Consider the following 21,421-nt stretch of genomic DNA (forward strand, 5'->3'; position numbering starts at 1 on the left):
TGAACAAGGGCACACACGCCCCAACCGCCGTCTTTTGGCGGCTGGCCGCGTTAACGTCAGTCGGCTACGCCCGGAGACAGTAACGCCGCAGAATCGCAAATCTGTGGTGCAAAACCGTGTACTCCCTTGTCCGCTGAGGGTATCAAAGGGAAAGAAAGAGAAAGGAGAAGATGATATGAGGATTCAGGGTAAGAGGATTTGGATAGGAGGCCAGTTTGTGGCAGCGCAGCTGGAGATTGAAAAGGGAACCATTGAACGCATTTACAATTACGGTACAGGACCTGTGGACCATGATTACGGGGACAAGAGGATCCTTCCGGGATTTATTGATATCCACACCCATGGGGCTTATGATTTTGATACCAATGACGGAGAGCCGGAGGGATTGAGAAACTGGATGAAGCGCATTCCTGAGGAGGGGGTCACCTCTATTCTGCCCACCACCGTGACCCAGATGCCGGAGGTGCTTACAAAGGCGGTTGCAAATGTGGCTGCCGTGGTGGAAGAAGGCTATGAGGGCGCAGAGATCCTGGGGATCCATTTTGAAGGCCCGTTCTTGGACATGGAGTACAAGGGGGCCCAGCCTCCGGAAGCCATTGCCACTGCCTCTGTGGAACAGTTTAAACGGTATCAGGCGGCGGCCGGGGGGCTGATCAAGTATATCACTTTGGCTCCGGAGCGTGATCCGGACCATGCGCTCACAAGATATTGTTCCACCCACGGCGTGGTGGTGAGCATGGGGCATTCCGCGGCCACCTATGAGCAGGCTCTTTTGGGAATTGCCAATGGCGCAACCTCCATGACCCATGTGTACAACGGCATGACGCCGTACCATCACCGCAAGCCGGGGCTGGTGGGAACTGCTTTGAGGGTCAGGGACATTTACGGCGAGATCATATGCGATGGCTGCCATTCCCACCTGGCTGCCCTTAACAATTTCTTCCATTCCAAGGGACGGGATTATTCCATTATGATCAGCGATTCCCTGCGCGCAAAGCACTGCCCTCCGGGAGGACAGTACCAGCTGGGAGGGCACGACATCGAGATCGGGGATGACGGACTGGCACGGCTGAAGGGATCTGACACCATTGCGGGAAGCACCCTGAACATGAACCGGGGACTTAGGATCCTGGTGGAGGAAGCCATGGTTCCCTTTGACACCGCTGTCAATTCCTGTACCATTAATCCTGCCAGGTGCCTGGGGGTGGATAAACGAAAAGGCAGGATCGCAGCCGGATGCGATGGAGACCTGGTGGTGCTGGATGACGATTACAGTGTGATCCAGACCTGGTGCAGAGGACGTGCAATGCTTTAATTTACAGGAATATTTCAACAAAATCCTTGAAAATGCTTGCATTTACCGGAACATGATGGTATAGTGTATACGATAACTAATGTAGATTACTGATAAAGAGTGGACGCCGGTCCACTCTTTCGTTTTGAGTAGAATCAGAAAGGTGGTGTAAGGATGGGAAAAAAGGAAAATTATGAGAGCAGAGTAGAAAAATACCTCCTTCCGCTGATGGATGAGCATCATTTTGAACTTGTGGATGTGGAATATGTAAGGGAAGCAGGTACCTGGTACCTCAGGGCTTATATTGATAAGGAAGGCGGGATCGCTGTGGACGACTGCGAGGTCATCAGCAGAAAGTTAGGCGAATGGCTGGATAAAGAAGATTTTATTGATGAAAGCTATATCCTGGAAGTCAGTTCACCGGGTCTGGGCCGTCCTCTGAAAAAAGAGAAGGACTTTATCAGAAGCATGGGCAAGGATGTGGATGTGCGCCTGTATCGTCAGATTGATAAGCAGAAGGAATTTACAGGTGCCTTAAGTGCATATGATGAAAATACTGTGACGCTGACCATGGAAGACGGCAGCCTCATGGTATTTGAGAAGCCGGACATTGCCCTTATACGGCTGGCACTGGATTTTTAAGCATTTTTAATTCACATGCCCAGGCATGGATAGGAGGATAAACATGAACAAGGAACTGTTGGAGGCAATGGAGGTTTTGGAAAAGGAGAAGAATATCGCCAAGGATACACTGATCGAAGCGATCGAAAACTCCCTGCTCACTGCCTGTAAGAACCATTTTGGAAAAGCCGATAACGTAAAGGTCACAGTGAATCCAAACACCTGTGATTTTGCCGTATATGCTGAGAAGACCGTTGTAGAGAACGTGGAAGACGATATCCTGGAGATCAGCTTGGCGGATGCCAAAATGCTGAGCCCAAAGTATGAGGTGGGAGACACGGTGCAGATCCCCCTGGATTCCAAGAAGTTTGGCCGTATCGCCACTCAGAACGCAAAGAACGTGATCCTGCAGAAGATCCGTGAGGAAGAGCGCAAGGTCCTTTACAATGAGTATTATACCAAGGAAAAGGATGTTATGACAGGTATCGTCCAGCGCTATCTGGGCAGGAACGTGAGTATTAATCTGGGAAGAGTGGACGCGATCTTAAATGAGAGCGAGCAGGTAAAGGGAGAGACGTTCCGCCCCACCGAGCGTATCAAGGTATACGTGATCGAGGTGAAGGATACTCCAAAGGGACCCAGGGTTTCCGTTTCCAGAACCCATCCGGACCTTGTAAAGCGCCTGTTTGAATCTGAAGTTGCGGAGGTGCGTGACGGCACGGTGGAGATCAAGGCCATTGCCAGGGAAGCAGGTTCCAGAACAAAGATCGCTGTAAAATCCAACGATTCCAATGTGGATCCCGTGGGCGCATGCGTGGGCCTTAACGGTGCAAGGGTCAACTCCATTGTAAGCGAACTGCGTGGAGAGAAGATTGATATTATCAACTGGGACGACAATCCCGCGTACCTGATCGAGAATGCGCTGAGCCCGGCCAAGGTGATCTGTGTGGTGGCTGACGAGGAAGCGCGGGAGGCACAGGTGATCGTGCCGGATTACCAGCTGTCCCTGGCCATTGGCAAGGAAGGCCAGAACGCAAGGCTGGCTGCAAGGCTTACAGGCTTTAAGATCGACATCAAGAGCGAGACACAGGCAAGGGAGATGGGGCTCTTTGAGCAGATGGGCCTCCAGTACGGAGACACACCGGCTGCAAGCTTTGAGGAAGAAACGTATGAGGAGCCGGAAAACTACCAGGAATATCAAGAGGACTACCAGGAAGACGTAAACGAACAGGAATAGGGATACTCTGAAAAGATTAGGAGTGATGTATGTGAGCATGAAAAAAGTTCCGCTCAGACAGTGCATAGGCTGTCAGGAGATGAAGAGCAAGAAAGAAATGATAAGAGTTATAAAAACCGCCGAAGATGAGATTGTGTTAGATGCCACCGGCCGTAAGAACGGCAGAGGCGCTTACCTGTGCCCATCGATGGAATGCCTGAAAAAGGCCGTGAAAAGCAAGGGGTTGGATCGGTCCTTTAAAATGCCCATTCCAAAAGAGGTATATGAGACTCTGGAAAAGGAGATGGAAGAGCTTGGTAAATAGCAAAAAGCTGCTAAGCCTGCTTGGCCTTGCAAAGAGGGCAAGGAAAGTGGTCAGCGGAGAATTTTCGACGGAGAAATCTGTAAAGAGCGGAAGGTCGCAAATGGTAATCGTATCGGAAGAAGCTTCGGATAATACGAAGAAAATGTTTACCAATATGTGCACTCACTATAAAGTCCCAATCTATCTGTTTGGAACAAAGGATGAACTGGGGCACGCCATCGGTCAGGAGTTTCGAGCATCCCTGTCCGTGGAAGATGCAGGGTTCGCAAAGTCAATGGCAGAACTAATGAATATAAATGGAGGTAGTTTGAATGAGAGTAAGTGAACTGGCAAATGAACTGGGTAAAACCAGTAAAGAGATATTGGAAATTATAAAACAAAAAGATACTGCTGCCGCTTTGTACGCTGCATCCAATGTTACAAGGGAGCAGGAGAATATTGTGAGATCATCTGTAAATCATAAGAAGGCGGGGGCTGGTCCGAGAACTGAGATGTCAAGGACAGAAGCGCCAAAAACAGAAGGGCCGAGAAGTGAGACACCCAGGACAGAAGCACCCAGGACAGATGTGTCCAAACAGGAGGCGCCTAAGGCGGAAGCTTCTAAAACTGTTTCTGAGTCCACAGGCAGACCTGAGGCGGGAAAGAAAAAACTGACGGCTGTGTTCAGGCCGCAGAATGCCCAGCAGCAGATCAAGCGTCCTGCTCCTCCCAAGCCGCAGCCAAAACCACAGCCACAGCAGCAGGCGCCCAGGGCGGAAGCGCCGGCCCCTGCACCGTCTGTGCAGCAGGAGACGCCGCGTCCTCAGGTTCAGGCTCAGGAAGTTCAGCCGGCCGCTGTAAAGGAAGCGCCCGCTGCCCATCCGGCCGAGACTGCGGCTGCGCCTGAGGCAAGGGATAATAACAGGACACAGAGCCCTTCCCAGGGAGGCGATCAGGGCAACCGCGAGGGAGGTTACCAGGGCAGCCGTGAAGGCGGCTACCAGGGCAACAGACCTCAGGGTCAGGGAAGCTACCAGGGCAACCGCGAGGGAGGCTATCAGGGCAACCGTCAGGGAGGCTATCAGGGCAACCGTGAGGGAGGCTACCAGGGCAACCGTCAGGGAGGCTACCAGGGCAACCGTGAGGGCGGCTATCAGGGCAACCGTGAGGGCGGCTATCAGGGCAACCGCCAGGGAGGCGGCTACCAGGGCAACCGTGAAGGCGGCTATCAGGGCAACCGCCAGGGAGGTTACCAAGGTAACCGTGAAGGCGGCTATCAGGGCAACCGCCAGGGAGGCTACCAGGGCAACCGCGAAGGCGGCTACCAGGGCAACAGACCTCAGGGCCAGGGAGGCTACCAGGGCAACCGCGAAGGCGGCTACCAGGGCAACAGGCCTCAGGGCCAGGGAGGCTACCAGGGCAACCGTGAAGGCGGCTACCAGGGCAACAGGCCCCAGGGCCAGGGAGGCTACCAGGGCAACCGCGAAGGCGGCTACCAGGGCAACAGACCCCAGGGCCAGGGAGGCTACCAGGGCAACCGCGAAGGCGGCTACCAGGGCAACAGACCTCAAGGTCAGGGTGGTTACCAGGGCAACAGACCCCAGGGCCAGGGAGGCTACCAGGGTAACCGTCCAGGCGGTTATCAGGGCAACAGACCCCAGGGCCAGGGAGGCTATCAGGGCAACCGTCCCCAGGGAGGCGGCTATGGCGGCAGACCCCAGGGAGGCTATGCAGGCCGTGGTGATGATAAAGATAAGGATGCAAGGGATAACAGAGGGCCCCGCGGCGATAACCGCCGTCCGGGCGGCGCAAGGGACGGTAAACCCTCCTTTGAGACATCCATCCAGGCAAAACCCACCAGCAACCGTGGTAATAAGAATGCTCACAGAAATGACCGTTACGATAAGAGAGACCGCGTAGAGGACGGAAAGAAGACTCCGAAAACAGGCAAGGGCGCATTTATCATGCCGGTGCCGAAAAAGGAGGATGCAAAGGTTGATGAGGTGAAGACAATCACTCTTCCGGACAGCCTGACCATTAAGGAACTGGCTGACAAGATGAAGCTGCAGCCGTCCGTGATCGTTAAGAAGCTCTTCTTAAAGGGACAGATCGTGACCCTGAACCAGGAGATCGATTATGAGCAGGCGGAAGAAATCGCCATGGAGTTTGATGTACTCTGTGAAAAAGAAGTAAAAGTTGATGTGATCGCAGAACTCTTAAAGGAAGATGATGAGAGCCAGGAGGATATGGTGCCCAGATCACCGGTTGTGTGTGTAATGGGACACGTTGACCATGGTAAGACCTCGCTTTTGGATGCGATCCGTGAGACCAATGTAACTGCAAGGGAAGCGGGCGGCATTACACAGCATATCGGTGCATCCGTCATCGAGATCAATGACCGCAAGATCACCTTCTTAGATACACCCGGACATGAGGCGTTTACAGCTATGCGTATGAGAGGCGCCCAGTCCACTGATATAGCAATCCTGGTGGTTGCCGCAGATGACGGCGTGATGCCTCAGACCGTGGAAGCCATCAACCATGCAAAGGCAGCGGGCGTGGAGATCATTGTTGCCATCAACAAGATCGATAAGCCAAGCGCCAATGTGGATAAGGTAAAACAGGAGCTGTCCGAGTATGAACTGATTTCTGAGGATTGGGGCGGCAGCACGATCTTTGTACCTGTATCCGCGCATACCAAAGAGGGAATTACGGACCTGCTGGAAATGGTTCTCCTGACAGCAGATGTCCTTGAACTTAAGTCCAATCCAAACCGTAAGGGAAGAGGCCTTGTGATCGAGGCTGAGCTGGATAAGGGCAAGGGCCCCGTGGCCACTGTCCTGGTACAGAAGGGAACCTTAAGGGTAGGAGATACCATTGCCGCAGGCGCATGCTTTGGCAAGATCCGTGCCATGATGGATGACAGGGGCCGCAGAGTAAAAGAGGCAGGGCCATCCACGCCGGTAGAGATCCTGGGTCTGAATGATGTGCCCAACGCAGGCGAGGTATTTGTGGCAACAGAGAGCGAGAAGGAAGCAAGAAGCTTTGCTGAGACATTTATCTCAGAGGGCAAGAGCAAACTGATCGAGGATACCAAGGCAAAATTATCCCTGGATGACCTGTTCAGCCAGATCAAGGCAGGCAATGTAAAAGAACTGCCGCTGATCATCAAGGCTGATGTGCAGGGATCTGTGGAAGCGGTTAAGCAGAGCCTTACAAAGCTTTCCAATGAAGAGGTTATGGTAAAAGTGATCCACGGCGGCGTAGGCGCGATCAATGAGTCTGATGTTTCCCTGGCATCTGCCAGCAACGCCATCATCATTGGCTTCAACATCCGCCCGGACGCAACGGCCAAGTCCATTGCCGAGAGGGAGAAGGTGGATATGCGCCTTTACAAGGTGATCTACCAGGCGATCGAGGATGTGGAAGCAGCTATGAAGGGTATGTTGGATCCTGTATTTGAGGAGAAGGTGATCGGCCATGCCGTGATCCGACAGACCTTTAAGGCATCCGGCGTGGGTACCATTGCAGGTTCCTATGTCCTGGACGGCAAGTTCCAGAGAGGATGCAGCTGCAGGGTCAGCAGAGGCAAGGACCAGATCTTTGAGGGTCCGCTGGCATCCTTAAAACGTTTCAAGGATGATGTAAAGGAAGTGGCTGCCGGCTACGAGTGCGGCCTTGTATTTGAGAAGTTTAATGATCTCCAGGAAGATGATGAGATTGAAGCTTACATCATGGTAGAAGTACCAAGATAGATACGCTCATACACACGATGACAGGCGGAACCGGTGAAAGGGTCGGCCTGTCACGCCCTTTCCTGGACGGAAAGAGAGGAGCAACATGCGCAAGAACAGCATAAAGAATACTAGAATCAATGCGGAGGTACTCAGGGAATTGAGTGAGATCATTCGCAATGGCATTAAAGACCCAAGGATCCATCCCATGACAAGTGTGGTTTCCGTGGAAGTCACGCCTGACCTTAAGTACTGCAAGGCATATATCAGCGTACTGGGAAATGAAGACGCGGCAAAGGCAACCATTGAAGGCTTAAAGAGCGCGGAAGGGTATGTGCGCAGGGAACTGGCAAGAAGGATCAATCTGCGCAATACACCGGAACTTAAGTTCATCCTGGATCAGTCCATTGAGTATGGTGTTAATATGTCAAAGCTCATTGATGAGGTCACAAAGGACCTTCACCAAGGGGAAGGACAGGATGAGGAAGGTGAAGAGGAGGAGATCTGATGACAATTTTGGAACAGATGTTAGAGGGTACGGGTTCGGTAGCGATTCTTGGACACATTCGCCCTGATGGGGACTGTCTGGGTTCCGCACTGGGACTGTATAACTATCTCCGCCTTAACTGCCCGGATATCCGGGCAGCAGTGTACCTGGAGGAGGCCTCGGATAAATTCGGCTATCTGAAGGGATTTGATGAAATACGCCACCGGGCGGATGGGGAGAACTATGAGCTCTGCGTCTGCCTGGACTGCGGTGATGTGGGCCGGCTGGGGGAATTTTCCAGCCTGCTTGCACAGGCAAAGAAGAGCCTGTGTCTGGATCACCATGTGACTAACACCCGTTTTGCAGGCAGTAACCTGGTGGTTCCTGAAGCCAGCTCCACCTGCGAAGTCCTTTATGGACAGCTGGATGAGGAAAAGATCGATATCCGGGTGGCGGAATGCCTTTACACGGGGATTGTCCATGACACGGGCGTATTCAAATACTCCTGTACCTCAGGAACCACCATGGAGATCGCAGGAAAACTGATGGCCAAGGGAATTGATTTTGGATCCATCATTGACAACAGCTTTTATAAAAAAACATATATCCAGAACCAGATCCTGGGAAGAGCACTGCTGGAAAGCATTACATTCTTTGACGGAAAGTGTATTTTTAGCGCGATCCGCCAGAATGAGATGGAGTTTTACGGCGTGGACAGCAAGGATATGGACGGGATCATTGACCAGCTGCGCCTCACAGACGGCGTGGAGGTGGCCATTTTCCTGTACCAGACAGGAGCCCAGGAATATAAGGTGAGTATGCGCTCACAAAGCCTTGTGGACGTGAGCCGGATCGCCGCATTTTTTGGCGGGGGCGGCCATGTGCGGGCGGCGGGATGCACCATGACAGGAAGTATCCATGATGTGATCAACAACCTGTCCGGACACATTGCAAAACAGCTGGAACCCGAGGCCGCAGACCGTGCCTGAAAGCAAAGCCCAAACATACTTTGGCACAGAAATAAAGGATAAGACCATGTACCACGGAATCATAAACATATATAAGGAGCCGGGCTATACCTCCCACGATGTGGTAGCCCGGCTCAGAGGGATTTTAAAGCAGAAAAAGATCGGACATACCGGCACACTGGATCCCGCGGCGGAAGGCGTACTTCCGGTGTGCCTTGGCATGGGCACCAGATTGTGTGATATGCTCACAGACCGGTCCAAGACATATGAAGCCGTCATGCTCCTGGGAACAGTGACCGATACCCAGGATACCACCGGAACGGTGTTAATGGAACACAGGGAGTCTGCCATGGATCTGGATGAAAAGGCTGTGACAGAGGCAGTGATGGGATTTCTGGGGGAATATGACCAGATCCCTCCTATGTATTCCGCGCTTAAGGTGGACGGGAAAAAGCTGTATGAGCTTGCCAGGGCAGGGAAAGAGATTGAACGCCAGGCCAGGCGGGTACAGATCCTGGAAATACAGGTGGAGCGGATGGAACTGCCCAGGGTGTGGATGAAAGTCACCTGCTCCAAGGGCACGTATATCAGAACCTTGTGCCATGACATTGGAGCACGGCTGGGATGCGGGGGATGTATGGAACACCTGACGCGGACCAGGGTGGACCGCTTTGAGATCAAAGACAGCCTTAAGCTGGATGAGGTTGAGGCCATCAGGGATGAAGGGCGCCTTGACGCCTGTATCTTCCCGGTAGAAGCAGCCCTGCAGTCATACGCTGTTTTGAAGGTGCGTCCTGAGGCGGATCCTTTGTTATACAATGGAAATCCCTGCTTTAAGAACCAGCTGGATACAGGGGATGACAGGGAGTGGGTAAAGGATCTGGCCGAGGGACAGAAATTCAGGATGTATGACAGCAGGGGCCGGTTTGTGGGCGTTTATGAATACCAGGACAGCAGGCACTGGTGGAAGCCCTGGAAAATGTTCCTGACATCCGGAATGAATGAATTTTTTAAACAGGCCCCAGTACCAGAAGAGAACGAGGAATAGCAGTATGAGGTATATAGCAGACACCACAGAATTTCAGATAGAAGAACCAACCATTGTGACCCTGGGGAAGTTTGACGGAAGACACAGGGGGCACCAGAAGCTTTTGCTCACCATGCAGGAGTTGAAGTCCAGCCTTGGATATCCCACTGCCATCTTCACATTCGGCACACCACCGCTGTCCATGATGAGCGGACAGCCGCAGACCGTGATCACCACCAATCTGGAGAGACGGGCCAACATGGAGAAGATGGGGGTGGATTACCTGGTGGAATATCCCTTTAGTGAGGAAACGCGCCGCATGAAGCCTGAGGATTTTGTAAAAGACATTCTGGCAGGCCGGATGCAGGCAAAGGTGATCGTGGTGGGTCCTGACTGCAGCTTTGGATACAAAGGCGCAGGGGATGCGCGGCTTTTAAAGCAGCTGGAGGAGACCTTGGGATACCGGCTCCATGTGATTGAAAAGGAAAAGGACCATCTGAGGGACATCAGCAGCACCTATATCCGGGAAGAACTGGAAAAGGGAAATGTGGAAAAAGCCAATGCTCTGCTGGGCGAGCCCTATGCGGTCCACGGCGAGGTGGTCCATGGAAACCATATCGGAACAAGCATCCTGGGATTTCCCACCGCCAATCTGCTGCCTCCCTCCATTAAACGGCTGCCGCGGTTTGGAGTGTATGTGTCCCGGGTCCTGGTGGATGGAACCTATTACCGGGGCGTTACCAACATCGGGCGCAAGCCCACGGTGGAGGGCAGAAATCCGGTTGGGGTGGAAACCTATATATTTGATATGCATCAGGACCTTTACGGAAAGGTCATAGAAGTCCAGCTGCTGGCCTTTGACAGGCCGGAGCAGAAATTTTCCTCTTTGGAGGAACTGAAGCAGCGCATCGAGATGGACAAGGTGTTTGCAGCTGATTACTTTGAGCGCCACCCCGAGATCCAGGTAAAGAGATAGGTTAAGAGATAAAAAATAAATGTAAAATTACCGGTTTACAACCAGCTTGGACTGTGCTATACTGAATCGGTATGAAATGACGCCGATGCCCGGTTACCTGGTTACTCCAGCCATTAGCCTGGTTTACGGTGAGACGAATAATATTAAGGAGGAACTACCATGATTTCTAAGGAAAAGAAAGCACAGATCATTGCACAGTATGGCCGCAAGCCTGGAGACACAGGCTCACCGGAGGTTCAGATCGCTATCCTGACAGAAAGGATCACCGAACTGACCGAACATTTAAAGCAGAATCCAAAGGATCATCACTCCAGAAGAGGTCTTCTGATGATGGTTGGACAGAGAAGGGGTCTTCTGGATTACTTAAAGAAGACTGATCTGGAAGGATATCGTGCATTAATCGAGAAGCTGGGTATCAGAAAGTAATTCTGAAGATTAGGGTGGAGGGGACTCCACCCTATATTTGCTTTTTCAAACAGGCAAAAGACATGGAAGTACCAGGGAGAAAGCCATAAGGCATAGTATCATGGGCGGACAAGGGAGAAATTCCGAGACCGCTGATGTACCTGCAGGAATTGACAAAAAGCAAGTCAGGGTCAGGCATTCTGCAGGCAGATCAGTAGTTTCGGCATCTTTTTTGTCTTCCAACTAACAATATTTAATGAAAGAAAAGGAGACACCAATATGTTTAAAAGTTTTAGTATGGACCTGGCAGGACGCAAACTGACCGTGGAAGTGGGCAGGGTGGCAGCACAGGCCAATGGTGCAGCATTCATGCACTACGGCGATACCGTTGTACTTGCAACCGCAACAGCATCCTCAAAGCCAAGGGAGGGAATCGATTTCTTCCCCCTGAGCGTGGAATACGAGGAGAAATTATATTCCGTAGGAAAGATCCCGGGAGGATTTAACAAGAGAGAGGGAAAGGCATCTGAGAACGCTGTCCTTACATGCCGTGTGATCGACCGCCCCATGCGCCCTCTGTTCCCAAAGGATTACCGCAATGATGTTACGCTGGATAATATCGTAATGTCCGTTGATCCGGACTGCAGCCCTGAACTGACCGCTATGCTGGGTTCCGCCATTGCGACCAGTATTTCCGATATCCCCTTTGCCGGACCATGCGCAACCACACAGGTAGGTCTTGTGAACGGAGAGTTTGTCATCAACCCCACAGCAGATCAGAAGCAGGTTTCCGACATGGCTCTGACTGTTGCATCTACCAGGGAAAAGGTGATCATGATCGAGGCCGGTGCCAATGAGGTCCCGGAGCAGCAGATGATCGATGCTATTTTTAAGGCACACGAAGTGAACCAGGAGATTATCCGCTTTATCGACACCATTGTAGCTGAGTGCGGCAAGGAAAAGCATACCTATGAAAGCTGCGCTGTTCCGGAAGAACTGTTTGCAGCCATTAAGGAGATCGTTCCTCCCTCAGAGATGGAGGAGGCTGTGTTTACTGATGACAAGCAGACACGTGAGAGGAACATTGCTGCTGTGACAGAGCGCCTGGAAGAGGCATTTGCCGACAACGAAGAGTGGCTTTCCGTGCTGGGAGAGGCTGTTTATCAGTACCAGAAGAAGACCGTGCGCAAGATGATCTTAAAGGATCACAAGCGTCCGGACGGCCGTGCCATTGATCAGATCCGCCATCTGGCGGCTGAAGTGGACCTTCTGCCCAGAGTACACGGTTCCGGTATGTTCACACGCGGACAGACCCAGATCCTTAACGCCTGCACCCTGGCACCTCTTTCCGATGCACAGAGGATTGACGGCCTGGATGAGAATGAGACCAGCAAGCGTTATATGCACCACTATAATTTCCCGTCCTTCTCCGTTGGCGAGACAAAGCCAAGCAGGGGACCGGGACGCCGTGAGATCGGTCATGGCGCACTGGCAGAAAGGGCGCTGATCCCCGTGCTGCCAAGTGCGGAAGAATTCCCATATGCGATCCGTACCGTGTCCGAGACCATGGAATCCAATGGTTCCACCTCTCAGGCAAGTATCTGTGCATCTACTCTGTCTCTGATGGCGGCAGGTGTGCCCATCAAGGAGATGGTAGCCGGTATTTCCTGCGGTCTGGTGACAGGTGATACGGATGACGACTATATTGTACTCACCGACATCCAGGGCCTGGAAGACTTCTTCGGCGATATGGACTTTAAGGTTGGCGGTACCAAAAACGGTATCACAGCCATCCAGATGGATATCAAGATCCACGGCCTTACAAGACCTATTATCGAGGAGGCCATAACCAGGACCAGAGAAGCCAGAATGCACATTCTGGAGGATGTAATGAAGCCTGTTATCTCCGAGCCCAGAAAGCATTTAAGCCCATATGCTCCAAAGATCAAGCAGATCAGCATTGATCCTCAGAAGATCGGCGATGTGGTAGGCAAGCAGGGTAAGGTGATCAACAAGATCATCGAGGAGACTGGAGTTAAGATCGATATCACAGATGACGGTTCCGTCAGCGTGTGCGGTACGGATGAGACCATGATCGACAAAGCCATCACCATTATTACCGGAATCGTGACAGACATTGAAGCCGGTATGGTATTTAACGGCAAGGTAGTGCGCATCATGAACTTCGGCGCATTTGTGGAGCTGGCTCCCAACAAGGACGGCATGGTCCACATTTCCAAGCTGTCCGACAAGAGAGTGGGCAAGGTTGAAGACGTGGTCAATATTGGAGACGAAGTTACTGTTAAGGTAACTGAGGTTGACAAGATGGGCAGGATCAACCTGACCATGAGACCAAGCGACCTGGCCGGCAAAAAGGAAGAGGCTGAAGCAGAAAAATAAAATTTCTGTTATGATAGCAATATAGAAAGAGGAGAAAAGTATTATGAAAAAAATGAAAACAAAGCTGGCGCTGCTGATGGCAGCAGTCCTGATGATGTGCAGTGTGGTTCTGACAGGATGCCAGAGCAAGCTCGCACCGGCAGATCAGGTAGTGGGAGCCATGTACGACCTGGTGGTAAAGGAAAATGCAATCCCGATGAAGGATCTGCTGGGATTTGCCTCTGAGGATGATGTAAGGTCATCCCTGCTGGCGGAAGACTATACTGAGATGACTGATATGTTAAAGGATCAGCTTGGCGGGCTTGGCATTGACTTCACGGATGAGGAAGTTCAGGAAATGTCCGATATCATGACAGGCCTTTTGAACAAGCTGAGCTACACGGCTGAGATCCAGAGTGAGACAAAGGATGAGACCACCGTCCTTCTCAAAGTGACAGGCTATTCCAGCGATGGTCTGGCTCAGATCATGAACGACCTTATAACCGAGATGCAGACCAACATGGACGAAGAGACCATGGCTGCAGTCATGTCAGGTGACGAGGAAGCCGCCCAGAAGCTGATGCAGGATGTGATCAAGCAGTTTGTGGCAAAGGTTGGAGAGATGGAGCCGTCTGCGGAAACCACTGACGTGACTGTGAAGTGCGAGAAAATGAAGGTGGAAGTAAGCGGCAAGGAAAAGGTTTCATGGATGCCAGTTGATATGGATAAGTTTGCATCCGATCTGGAAGGTGCCATCTTTAAATAAGACGCACAATGAGGCAGTGCCTGGTGGAAAATCAGGCATTGTCTTTTTTTGACCTTCGTTATATAATATTTTTTATGAGTAATAATCAGGGGGATGACAGTGCCCGAGATACAGGCGGGCCCGGTTCATTTCCCTGAAAAAGGAAAATATAGGAGACTGATAAACATGAGCAGAGTAAGGACAAGATATGCACCCAGCCCAACCGGCAGGATGCATGTGGGGAATTTGAGGACGGCATTATATGCCTATCTGATCGCAAAGCATGAGGGCGGGGATTTTCTGCTCCGCATTGAAGATACAGACCAGGAGCGTTATGTGGAAGGCGCTGTGGAGATCATTTACCAGACGCTAAAGGACACGGGGCTGATCCACGATGAAGGCCCGGACAAGGACGGCGGCGTGGGTCCGTATGTACAGAGCGAGCGCCAGGCATCAGGGATCTATCTGGAATACGCCAGGAAGCTGGTTGATAAAGGGGAAGCATATTACTGCTTTTGTACCCCGGAGCGCCTTTCGTCCCTGAAAAAGACAGTGAACGGCGAGGAGATCATGGCTTACGACAAACACTGCCTTGGCCTTTCCAGGGAAGAGGTGGAGGCCAATCTGGCGGCCGGTATGCCCTATGTCATCCGTCAGAATAATCCTGTCACCGGTACCACTACCTTTAAGGATGAGATCTATGGAGACATCACAGTGGATAATTCCGAGCTGGACGATATGGTACTCATCAAGTCGGACGGGTATCCCACCTATAATTTTGCCAATGTGGTGGACGACCATCTGATGGGCATCACCCATGTGGTTAGGGGCAATGAATATTTGTCCTCATCACCCAAGTATAACCGCCTTTATGAGGCATTTGGCTGGGAGGTGCCTGTGTATGTGCACTGCCCGCTGATCACGGACGAGGAACATCATAAGCTGAGCAAGAGAAGCGGCCATTCATCCTTTGAGGATCTTCTGGAGCAGGGGTTTATATCCGAGGCAGTGGTGAATTATGTGGCCCTTCTTGGCTGGTCACCGGAGGATAACCGCGAGATCTTCTCGTTGGAGGAGATGGTAAAGGAATTTGACTACCGCCGCATGAGCAAATCGCCGGCCGTGTTTGACATGACCAAGCTTAGGTGGATGAACAGTGAATATATGAAGGCCATGGATTTTGAACAGTTTTTCCAGATGGCAGAGCCCTATATCAGGGCAGTGATCAAAAAGGACCTGGACCTTAGGAAGATCGCATCCATGGTCAAGACAAGGATCGAGGTATTCCCCGAAATTGCAGGCCATATTGACTTCTTTGAGGAGCTTCCGGAGTATGATGCAGCCATGTACACCCATAAGAAGATGAAGACCAACAGTGAAACCGCGCTAAAGGTACTGACAGACCTTCTGCCTGTACTGGAAGATCAGGAGGATTACAGCAACGATGCTCTTTACTCTGTCCTTTCCGGGTATGTGGAGGAGACTGGGGTGAAGACCGGATTTGTGATGTGGCCCATCAGGACCGCTGTATCCGGCAAGCAGATGACCCCGGCAGGCGCCACTGAGATCATGGAAGTGCTTGGAAAGGAAGAGTCCCTGGCAAGGCTGAGAAAGGGAATTGAAAAACTCCGTGAACAAGTGAACGGCGGAACAGACCGGTCTTAGGAATAGTAAGGACAGTATTGCATGGCATTTAATGAAACTCAAAAAAAGGCGATCCGGCATAGGCAGGGGCCTATGCTGGTGCTGGCAGGACCCGGTTCGGGAAAGACTACGGTCATCACCAACCGGGTCCGCTATCTCACGGAAAAAGCCGGAGTGGACCCGGGACATATACTGGTAATTACCTTTACCAGGGCAGCGGCCAGGGAGATGAAGGAGCGGTATGAACAAATGACCCAGGCAGGATGCAGCAGAGTTTCCTTTGGAACTTTCCATTCTGTCTTTTTTCTGATCCTCAAACTGGCGTACCGGTATCAGGCCGCCAATATTGTGAGGAAGGAACAGAGGATCCAGTTTGTCAGGGGACTTTTGGAACACTGTGACCTGGAGGTGGAGGATGAGGGGGAGTTTATCGCTTCTGTCCTCAGTGAGATCAGCATGGTCAAGGGGGAGCTGATGGACCTGGACCACTATTATGCAAAGAACTGCTCAGAGGATGTATTTAAGCAGCTGTTCCTTGGGTACGAGGAGCAGCTGAGAAAGCGCAGACTCCTGGATTTTGATGATATGCTGGTCATGTGCTATCAGCTGTTTAAAGAAAGGCCGGATATCCTGTCTGCATGGCAGAACAAATACAAGTACATACTAATTGATGAGTTTCAGGACATTAACAGGATCCAGTATGAGATCGTGAGAATGCTGGCTGAGCCTGAGAATAACCTGTTCATAGTGGGGGATGATGACCAGTCCATCTACCGGTTCAGAGGCGCCAAGCCTGAGATCATGCTGGGGTTTGAGCGGGACTATCCCGATGCCCCGCGTCTTTTGCTGGACCAGAATTACCGCTCCAGCCGCCAGATCGTGGAGGCTGCCGGAAATGTGATCCGGCACAACAGAACCCGGTTTCCCAAAGACATACGGGCAGCCAGGGGCAATGGACGCCCCCTGGACATACGTGAGTGGCCTGAGCCCCTGGACGAGAGCCTGGCCATTGCCGGGGAGCTTCGGGACTATGCCTCCATGGGAATTGCCTATGAGGATATGGCCGTGCTCTACCGCACCAATCTGGGGCCGCGTCTGTTGATCGAAAAACTGATGGAATACAATATTCCATTTAATATGCGGGATACGGTTCCCAACCTCTATGACCACTGGATCGTTAAAAATGTACTTTCTTATATAAAAGCAGCAACCGGCGACCTGAGCCGGTCCAATATCCTCACCATCATCAACCGTCCCAAGCGGTATGTGAGCAGGGATGCGCTGGAAGGGCAGATGGTGAACTGGGAGGCGGTCAAATCCTTTTACCAGGACAAAAACTGGATGCTGGACAGAATTGAACAGCTGGAATACGATCTCATCATGCTGAAGACCATGGCGCCTGCAGCTGCTGTAAACTATATCCGCAAGGCGGTGGATTATGATTCATACCTGAGAGAGTATGCCGGGGAGCGCAGGATGAAGCCGGAGGAGCTTCTGGAGGTATTGGACCAGCTTCAGGAGAGTGCAGCTGGGTTTAAGACATACGATGCATGGTTTGCCCATATGGACCATTACAGGGATCAGCTGCTAAAACAAGCCCAGGGGGGAAACGGGCGGGAAAAAGGGGTAAGCCTCATGACCATGCACAGCTCCAAAGGACTTGAATTTCGGGTGGTGTATATCCTGGACGCCAATGAAGGGATCACGCCCCATCACAAGGCGGTTCTGGATCCGGATGTGGAGGAGGAGCGCAGGATGTTTTACGTTGCCATGACAAGGGCAAAGGAAAGGCTCCATATCTATTATGTGAGGGAACGCTATCACAAAAAGCAGGAAAAGTCGCGATTTGCAGAGGAGGCAGAAGAATGAAAGGTCTGGTTCATATATATTGCGGAGATGGAAAAGGGAAGACCACCACGGCCATTGGAAGTGCGGTGCGTGCGGCAGGCAGAGGAATGCGTGTACTGATCGCGCGTTTCCTGAAAACTGACGATTCCGGCGAGGTTTTGGCTCTGGCCCACGTGCCTGGGATCACTCTGCTGCCCTGCGACCAGAACTTTGGTTTTTCCTGGGAAATGACTCCGGCCCAGAAGCAGGCTGCATCCGTCTATTACCGGGACAATTTTTATAAGGCCTGGGAAATGGCCGTGGGCCAGGATGGGGAAGGCGGATTTGACATGCTGGTTCTGGATGAGATCATAGGTGCATGTAATCTGGGATTTGTAGATGAGGACCTGGTGTTAAATTCCATCCGCCACAGGCCGGAGCACATGGAGGTCATCCTGACAGGCAGGGGGCCTTCGGAGCATATGGAAAAATGCAGTGATTATATTACGGAAATGGTCATGCGCAGACACCCCTTTGAACAGGGGATCGGCGCAAGGGAAGGGATTGAATATTAAATAATATTTTCTTGCAATTTTAGGGCTAGTCTGATAGAGTGTAAGAATGAAACATCAATACGGTACCTGTCAGCAGCGTACCGGGAAAGAAAGTAAGAGAGGAATTACAATATGGCAGACGAGAAGAATTTGAATGAAGAAGAGCAGGAGATGACAGTAACCCTGACCCTGGATGATGATACAGAGGTAGAGTGTGTGGTACTGACCATTTTCACCGCAGGCGAGCGGGAATATATTGCCCTTCTTCCGGTAGAAGGCGTGGAATCAGAGGAGGGAGAGGTTTACCTTTACCGCTACAGCGAGACTGAGGACGGCGCTCCTACCCTGGACAACATCGAGGATGATGATGAGTATGAGATCGTGGCAGATGCATTTGACGAGCTGTTGGATTCCCAGGAGTATGATGAACTTGTGGGCGAGGATGAATTAGAAGAAGAGGACTAAAAGACCGGTCCATTCACAGGATAATATACAGGAAGACAGACAAGATAACAGACAATATTACAAACGGCCATTGGGCTTCGGGAGCTTTCCCGGGGCTCTTTTTGTCTCTTTATGTAATTATCATGGCCAAGGTGTGAAACTTGTGTGAAATGATGGAAAAAATTCTTTTTTTTTGTTAAAATAAAGCCTATAAAATCAATTGATCATGCCTTGTGCAGTACAAAAGCAGTACCGTGTCGGCAAAGTGAAGGAGGCAGCACCGTGGATGCTCTTAAAATATTAGTGGTGGATGATGAAGCCAGAATGAGAAAACTGGTTAAGGATTTCCTTACCAATAAAGGATTTTCAGTGATCGAGGCTGGGGATGGCGAGGAGGCAGTGGATATATTCTTTGCACAGAAAGACATTTCCCTGGTGCTTCTGGACGTGATGATGCCAAAGATGGACGGGTGGGAGGTGTTAAAGACCATTCGCAAATATTCCCAGGTCCCTGTTATCATGCTGACGGCCAGAAGCGAGGAGCGGGATGAACTTCAGGGATTTTCACTGGGAGTGGATGAGTATATATCCAAACCCTTCAGTCCCAAGATCCTGGTGGCCAGGGTGGATGCGATCCTGCGCAGGAGCAACGTGGTATCCACTGAGAATATGAGTGTGGGAGGCATATGTATTGATAAGGCGGCCCATCAGGTGACCATAGACGGCAGGGAGATCGAACTGAGTTATAAGGAGTTTGAACTCCTCAGTTATTTTATAGAGAATCAGGGAATTGCCCTGTCCCGTGAGAAGATACTGAACAATGTGTGGAATTACGACTATTTTGGAGATGCCCGTACCATTGACACCCATGTAAAAAAGCTTCGCAGCAAGATGGGGGACAAAGGTGATTATATTAAGACGATCTGGGGCATGGGATATAAATTCGAGGTGAATGAAGGATGAGACAGTCAATCAGGGTGAGGTTTACCATGATATTTGTCGGCCTTATGGCGGCGGTGCTCATCACCCTGTGGGCGGTGAACAGCTTCTTTTTGGAAGGCTTCTATACAAAACAGAAGCTTAAACTGCTGGAGGACGCATACGAACAGCTGAATGAGTTTGTCATTGCAAAGGCGGAGGAAGGGGAAAACATAACCGATGACCTTCAAAGCCTTTATTCCAAGGACGGGGAACAGAATGAGGCAAGCCGAATGCTGCGCCTGATGAGCGAAAAATATAACACCACCATTGTGATTGTGGACAGCATGAACGACAATACGGTGCCTCCCTTCAGGGACGGCAGGTTCCTGGCTGAAAGGGTGCACCAATATATCCTTGGAAAGAACGCGCCCCAGACAGAGACCCTGATCTCGGAGGACAATTATAAGATACAGAAAAGCTATGATATGCGTTCCCAGGGATATTATCTGGAGAGCTGGGGATTTTTTGATGACAACCGCACCATATTCATCATGTCCATGCCCCTGGCCAGTATCCATGAAAGTGTTGCTGTTTCCAATAAGTTTATGGCCTATGTGGGACTTGCAGCCCTGGTGTTCGGCAGCATCCTTATGTACGGGACCACCAAAATGGTGGTTTCCCCCATCCGCTCCCTTGCCGCCTTGTCGGCCAGGATGTCGGAACTGGATTTTGAAGCCCGCTATACCGGTAATTCGGAGGATGAGATCGGAATCCTGGGACACAGCATGAACACATTGTCGGAAAAACTGAAAGAAACCATTGGAGCGCTGAAGACAGCCAACAATGAACTCCAAAGGGATATAGAAGAAAAAGTCCGCATTGATGAAACGAGAAAAGATTTTATCGCCAATGTATCCCATGAACTGAAAACACCCATTGCCCTGATCCAGGGATATGCAGAAGGATTGACGGAGGGTATGGCTGAGGATCCGGAGAGCAGGGATTATTACTGTGATGTGATCATGGATGAAGCCAATAAGATGAATAAGATGGTAAAACAGCTCCTGAATCTTACCGCCCTTGAGTTTGGCAATGACATGCCCGTGATGGAGCAGTTTGACCTGGTGACCCTGATCCAGGGCGTGCTGTCATCCTCCGGTATCCTGTTCCAGCAAAAGGACGCGACCGTTATATTTGAGCCTGCTGGGCCGGTACGGGTATGGGCCGATGAGTTTAAGATAGAGGAAGTCATCATCAATTACCTGAACAATGCCCTGAATCATCTGGAAGGCGAAAAAAGGATTGAAATCCGTGTGGAACAGTTGGAAGGTGAGGTACGGGTCACTGTGTTTAATACCGGACAGCATATACCGGAGGAGGATTTAGACAATCTTTGGACCAAGTTCTACAAAGTAGACAAGGCCAGGACCAGGGAATATGGAGGGAGCGGAATCGGCCTGTCCATTGTGAAAGCCATTATGGATTCCCACAACAAAGCCTGCGGTGTTGAAAATGTAGATGGCGGAGTCCGGTTCTGGTTTACATTGGACAGTGGGATGTAGTGTTGGAAACAAACAGACGGATGATGAAGCAGGCCCGGCAAAGCAGGCCCAGCGAAACAAGCCCGGCAAAGCAGTCTCAGCAAAACGAGGCCAGCAAAAAGCAGCGAAAAGTTGGTCAAAAGTTTTTACAAAAAATGAAAAAAGCTGTTGACATTTGTCGAACCATCTGGTAAGATATCTCTTGCGCTGCGGTGAGAGCTTAAGTGCAAGAGAGTAAGAAATAAAAAAAGTTTAAAAAGTTGTTGACAAACAAAAACAGTTGTGATAAGATATAAAAGTTGCTGCTGAACAAGACAACAACAAACGGACATTG

At 51.0% G+C, this 21,421-nt stretch carries 20 protein-coding genes; all 20 read left to right on the top strand.

Annotation, left to right across the window (positions count from 1 at the left end; genetic code table 11):
* Window positions 1-175 precede the first annotated feature (175 nt).
* The 20 genes from nagA to CLFS41_RS30570 all read left to right on the top strand — a co-directional run bounded on the left by nagA (window position 176) and on the right by CLFS41_RS30570 (window position 21,281).
* Entirely contained in the window at window positions 176-1,315 is a 1,140-nt protein-coding gene (nagA, locus tag CLFS41_RS08110) for an N-acetylglucosamine-6-phosphate deacetylase (RefSeq protein WP_007869870.1), read from the top strand.
* A 153-nt stretch (window positions 1,316-1,468) separates the two neighbouring features.
* Complete coding sequence (gene rimP, locus CLFS41_RS08115) at window positions 1,469-1,936, top strand: ribosome maturation factor RimP (protein WP_007869868.1); 468 nt, start codon at window positions 1,469-1,471, stop codon at window positions 1,934-1,936.
* A 43-nt stretch (window positions 1,937-1,979) separates the two neighbouring features.
* Window positions 1,980-3,152, top strand: coding sequence for a transcription termination factor NusA (gene nusA / locus CLFS41_RS08120; RefSeq protein WP_007869866.1), 1,173 nt, complete (start codon window positions 1,980-1,982; stop codon window positions 3,150-3,152).
* Window positions 3,153-3,189: 37 nt separating this feature from the next.
* Complete coding sequence (locus CLFS41_RS08125) at window positions 3,190-3,456, top strand: YlxR family protein (RefSeq protein WP_207740207.1); 267 nt, start codon at window positions 3,190-3,192, stop codon at window positions 3,454-3,456.
* Window positions 3,446-3,781, top strand: a complete 336-nt coding sequence (locus CLFS41_RS08130) for a ribosomal L7Ae/L30e/S12e/Gadd45 family protein (protein WP_007869863.1) — start codon at window positions 3,446-3,448, stop codon at window positions 3,779-3,781. The genes CLFS41_RS08125 and CLFS41_RS08130 overlap by 11 nt, the downstream gene beginning before the upstream one ends.
* Window positions 3,768-7,190 carry a translation initiation factor IF-2 gene (infB, locus tag CLFS41_RS29365; protein ID WP_082082532.1) on the top strand — a complete coding sequence of 1,141 codons (3,423 nt, stop codon included), beginning with the start codon at window positions 3,768-3,770 and terminating at the stop codon, window positions 7,188-7,190. Before CLFS41_RS08130 ends, infB begins: the two co-directional genes overlap by 14 nt.
* A gap of 85 nt (window positions 7,191-7,275) precedes the next feature.
* Window positions 7,276-7,677 carry a 30S ribosome-binding factor RbfA gene (rbfA, locus tag CLFS41_RS08150; RefSeq protein WP_007869850.1) on the top strand — a complete coding sequence of 134 codons (402 nt, stop codon included), beginning with the start codon at window positions 7,276-7,278 and terminating at the stop codon, window positions 7,675-7,677.
* Window positions 7,677-8,645, top strand: coding sequence for a bifunctional oligoribonuclease/PAP phosphatase NrnA (locus tag CLFS41_RS08155; protein WP_007869848.1), 969 nt, complete (start codon window positions 7,677-7,679; stop codon window positions 8,643-8,645). The genes rbfA and CLFS41_RS08155 overlap by 1 nt, the downstream gene beginning before the upstream one ends.
* A gap of 46 nt (window positions 8,646-8,691) precedes the next feature.
* Entirely contained in the window at window positions 8,692-9,672 is a 981-nt protein-coding gene (gene truB / locus CLFS41_RS08160) for a tRNA pseudouridine(55) synthase TruB (protein ID WP_007869846.1), read from the top strand.
* A gap of 4 nt (window positions 9,673-9,676) precedes the next feature.
* Complete coding sequence (locus CLFS41_RS08165) at window positions 9,677-10,627, top strand: bifunctional riboflavin kinase/FAD synthetase (protein ID WP_007869844.1); 951 nt, start codon at window positions 9,677-9,679, stop codon at window positions 10,625-10,627.
* Between the two features lie 159 nt (window positions 10,628-10,786).
* On the top strand, window positions 10,787-11,053 hold the full coding sequence (rpsO, locus tag CLFS41_RS08170; protein WP_007869843.1) for a 30S ribosomal protein S15: 267 nt from the start codon (window positions 10,787-10,789) through the stop codon (window positions 11,051-11,053).
* Window positions 11,054-11,311: 258 nt separating this feature from the next.
* Window positions 11,312-13,432, top strand: a complete 2,121-nt coding sequence (locus tag CLFS41_RS08175; RefSeq protein ID WP_045092004.1) for a polyribonucleotide nucleotidyltransferase — start codon at window positions 11,312-11,314, stop codon at window positions 13,430-13,432.
* A 43-nt stretch (window positions 13,433-13,475) separates the two neighbouring features.
* Window positions 13,476-14,177 carry a hypothetical protein gene (locus CLFS41_RS08180; RefSeq protein WP_082082533.1) on the top strand — a complete coding sequence of 234 codons (702 nt, stop codon included), beginning with the start codon at window positions 13,476-13,478 and terminating at the stop codon, window positions 14,175-14,177.
* 165 nt (window positions 14,178-14,342) lie between these two features.
* Window positions 14,343-15,821, top strand: a complete 1,479-nt coding sequence (gene gltX / locus CLFS41_RS08185; protein ID WP_007869834.1) for a glutamate--tRNA ligase — start codon at window positions 14,343-14,345, stop codon at window positions 15,819-15,821.
* 21 nt (window positions 15,822-15,842) lie between these two features.
* Entirely contained in the window at window positions 15,843-17,669 is a 1,827-nt protein-coding gene (locus tag CLFS41_RS08190) for an ATP-dependent helicase (protein ID WP_045092005.1), read from the top strand.
* Window positions 17,666-18,202 carry a cob(I)yrinic acid a,c-diamide adenosyltransferase gene (locus CLFS41_RS08195; RefSeq protein WP_007869819.1) on the top strand — a complete coding sequence of 179 codons (537 nt, stop codon included), beginning with the start codon at window positions 17,666-17,668 and terminating at the stop codon, window positions 18,200-18,202. The genes CLFS41_RS08190 and CLFS41_RS08195 overlap by 4 nt, the downstream gene beginning before the upstream one ends.
* Window positions 18,203-18,313: 111 nt before the next feature.
* Entirely contained in the window at window positions 18,314-18,646 is a 333-nt protein-coding gene (locus CLFS41_RS08200) for a DUF1292 domain-containing protein (RefSeq protein ID WP_007869817.1), read from the top strand.
* Between the two features lie 261 nt (window positions 18,647-18,907).
* Window positions 18,908-19,588, top strand: a complete 681-nt coding sequence (locus tag CLFS41_RS08205; protein WP_007869814.1) for a response regulator transcription factor — start codon at window positions 18,908-18,910, stop codon at window positions 19,586-19,588.
* A complete protein-coding gene (locus CLFS41_RS08210) occupies window positions 19,585-21,108 on the top strand; it encodes a HAMP domain-containing sensor histidine kinase (RefSeq protein WP_045092006.1) in 1,524 nt (507 codons plus the stop codon). Before CLFS41_RS08205 ends, CLFS41_RS08210 begins: the two co-directional genes overlap by 4 nt.
* Window positions 21,109-21,110: 2 nt before the next feature.
* A complete protein-coding gene (locus CLFS41_RS30570) occupies window positions 21,111-21,281 on the top strand; it encodes a hypothetical protein (RefSeq protein WP_166436619.1) in 171 nt (56 codons plus the stop codon).
* Window positions 21,282-21,421 lie beyond the last annotated feature (140 nt).

The sequence above is a fragment of the Clostridium sp. FS41 genome, from assembly GCF_000954015.1.
Classification (GTDB): domain Bacteria; phylum Bacillota; class Clostridia; order Lachnospirales; family Lachnospiraceae; genus Enterocloster; species Enterocloster citroniae.

Excerpts from the sequence above, each read along its gene's own strand:
- nagA (WP_007869870.1), top strand. The coding sequence starts at position 176 with ATGAGGATTCAGGGTAAGAGGATTTGGATAGGAGGCCAGTTTGTGGCA.
- rimP (WP_007869868.1), top strand. The coding sequence starts at position 1,469 with ATGGGAAAAAAGGAAAATTATGAGAGCAGAGTAGAAAAATACCTCCTT.
- nusA (WP_007869866.1), top strand. The coding sequence starts at position 1,980 with ATGAACAAGGAACTGTTGGAGGCAATGGAGGTTTTGGAAAAGGAGAAG.
- CLFS41_RS08125 (WP_207740207.1), top strand. The coding sequence starts at position 3,190 with ATGAAAAAAGTTCCGCTCAGACAGTGCATAGGCTGTCAGGAGATGAAG.
- infB (WP_082082532.1), top strand. The coding sequence starts at position 3,768 with ATGAGAGTAAGTGAACTGGCAAATGAACTGGGTAAAACCAGTAAAGAG.
- rbfA (WP_007869850.1), top strand. The coding sequence starts at position 7,276 with ATGCGCAAGAACAGCATAAAGAATACTAGAATCAATGCGGAGGTACTC.
- CLFS41_RS08155 (WP_007869848.1), top strand. The coding sequence starts at position 7,677 with ATGACAATTTTGGAACAGATGTTAGAGGGTACGGGTTCGGTAGCGATT.
- truB (WP_007869846.1), top strand. The coding sequence starts at position 8,692 with ATGTACCACGGAATCATAAACATATATAAGGAGCCGGGCTATACCTCC.
- CLFS41_RS08165 (WP_007869844.1), top strand. The coding sequence starts at position 9,677 with ATGAGGTATATAGCAGACACCACAGAATTTCAGATAGAAGAACCAACC.
- rpsO (WP_007869843.1), top strand. The coding sequence starts at position 10,787 with ATGATTTCTAAGGAAAAGAAAGCACAGATCATTGCACAGTATGGCCGC.
- CLFS41_RS08175 (WP_045092004.1), top strand. The coding sequence starts at position 11,312 with ATGTTTAAAAGTTTTAGTATGGACCTGGCAGGACGCAAACTGACCGTG.
- CLFS41_RS08180 (WP_082082533.1), top strand. The coding sequence starts at position 13,476 with ATGAAAAAAATGAAAACAAAGCTGGCGCTGCTGATGGCAGCAGTCCTG.
- gltX (WP_007869834.1), top strand. The coding sequence starts at position 14,343 with ATGAGCAGAGTAAGGACAAGATATGCACCCAGCCCAACCGGCAGGATG.
- CLFS41_RS08190 (WP_045092005.1), top strand. The coding sequence starts at position 15,843 with ATGGCATTTAATGAAACTCAAAAAAAGGCGATCCGGCATAGGCAGGGG.
- CLFS41_RS08195 (WP_007869819.1), top strand. The coding sequence starts at position 17,666 with ATGAAAGGTCTGGTTCATATATATTGCGGAGATGGAAAAGGGAAGACC.
- CLFS41_RS08200 (WP_007869817.1), top strand. The coding sequence starts at position 18,314 with ATGGCAGACGAGAAGAATTTGAATGAAGAAGAGCAGGAGATGACAGTA.
- CLFS41_RS08210 (WP_045092006.1), top strand. The coding sequence starts at position 19,585 with ATGAGACAGTCAATCAGGGTGAGGTTTACCATGATATTTGTCGGCCTT.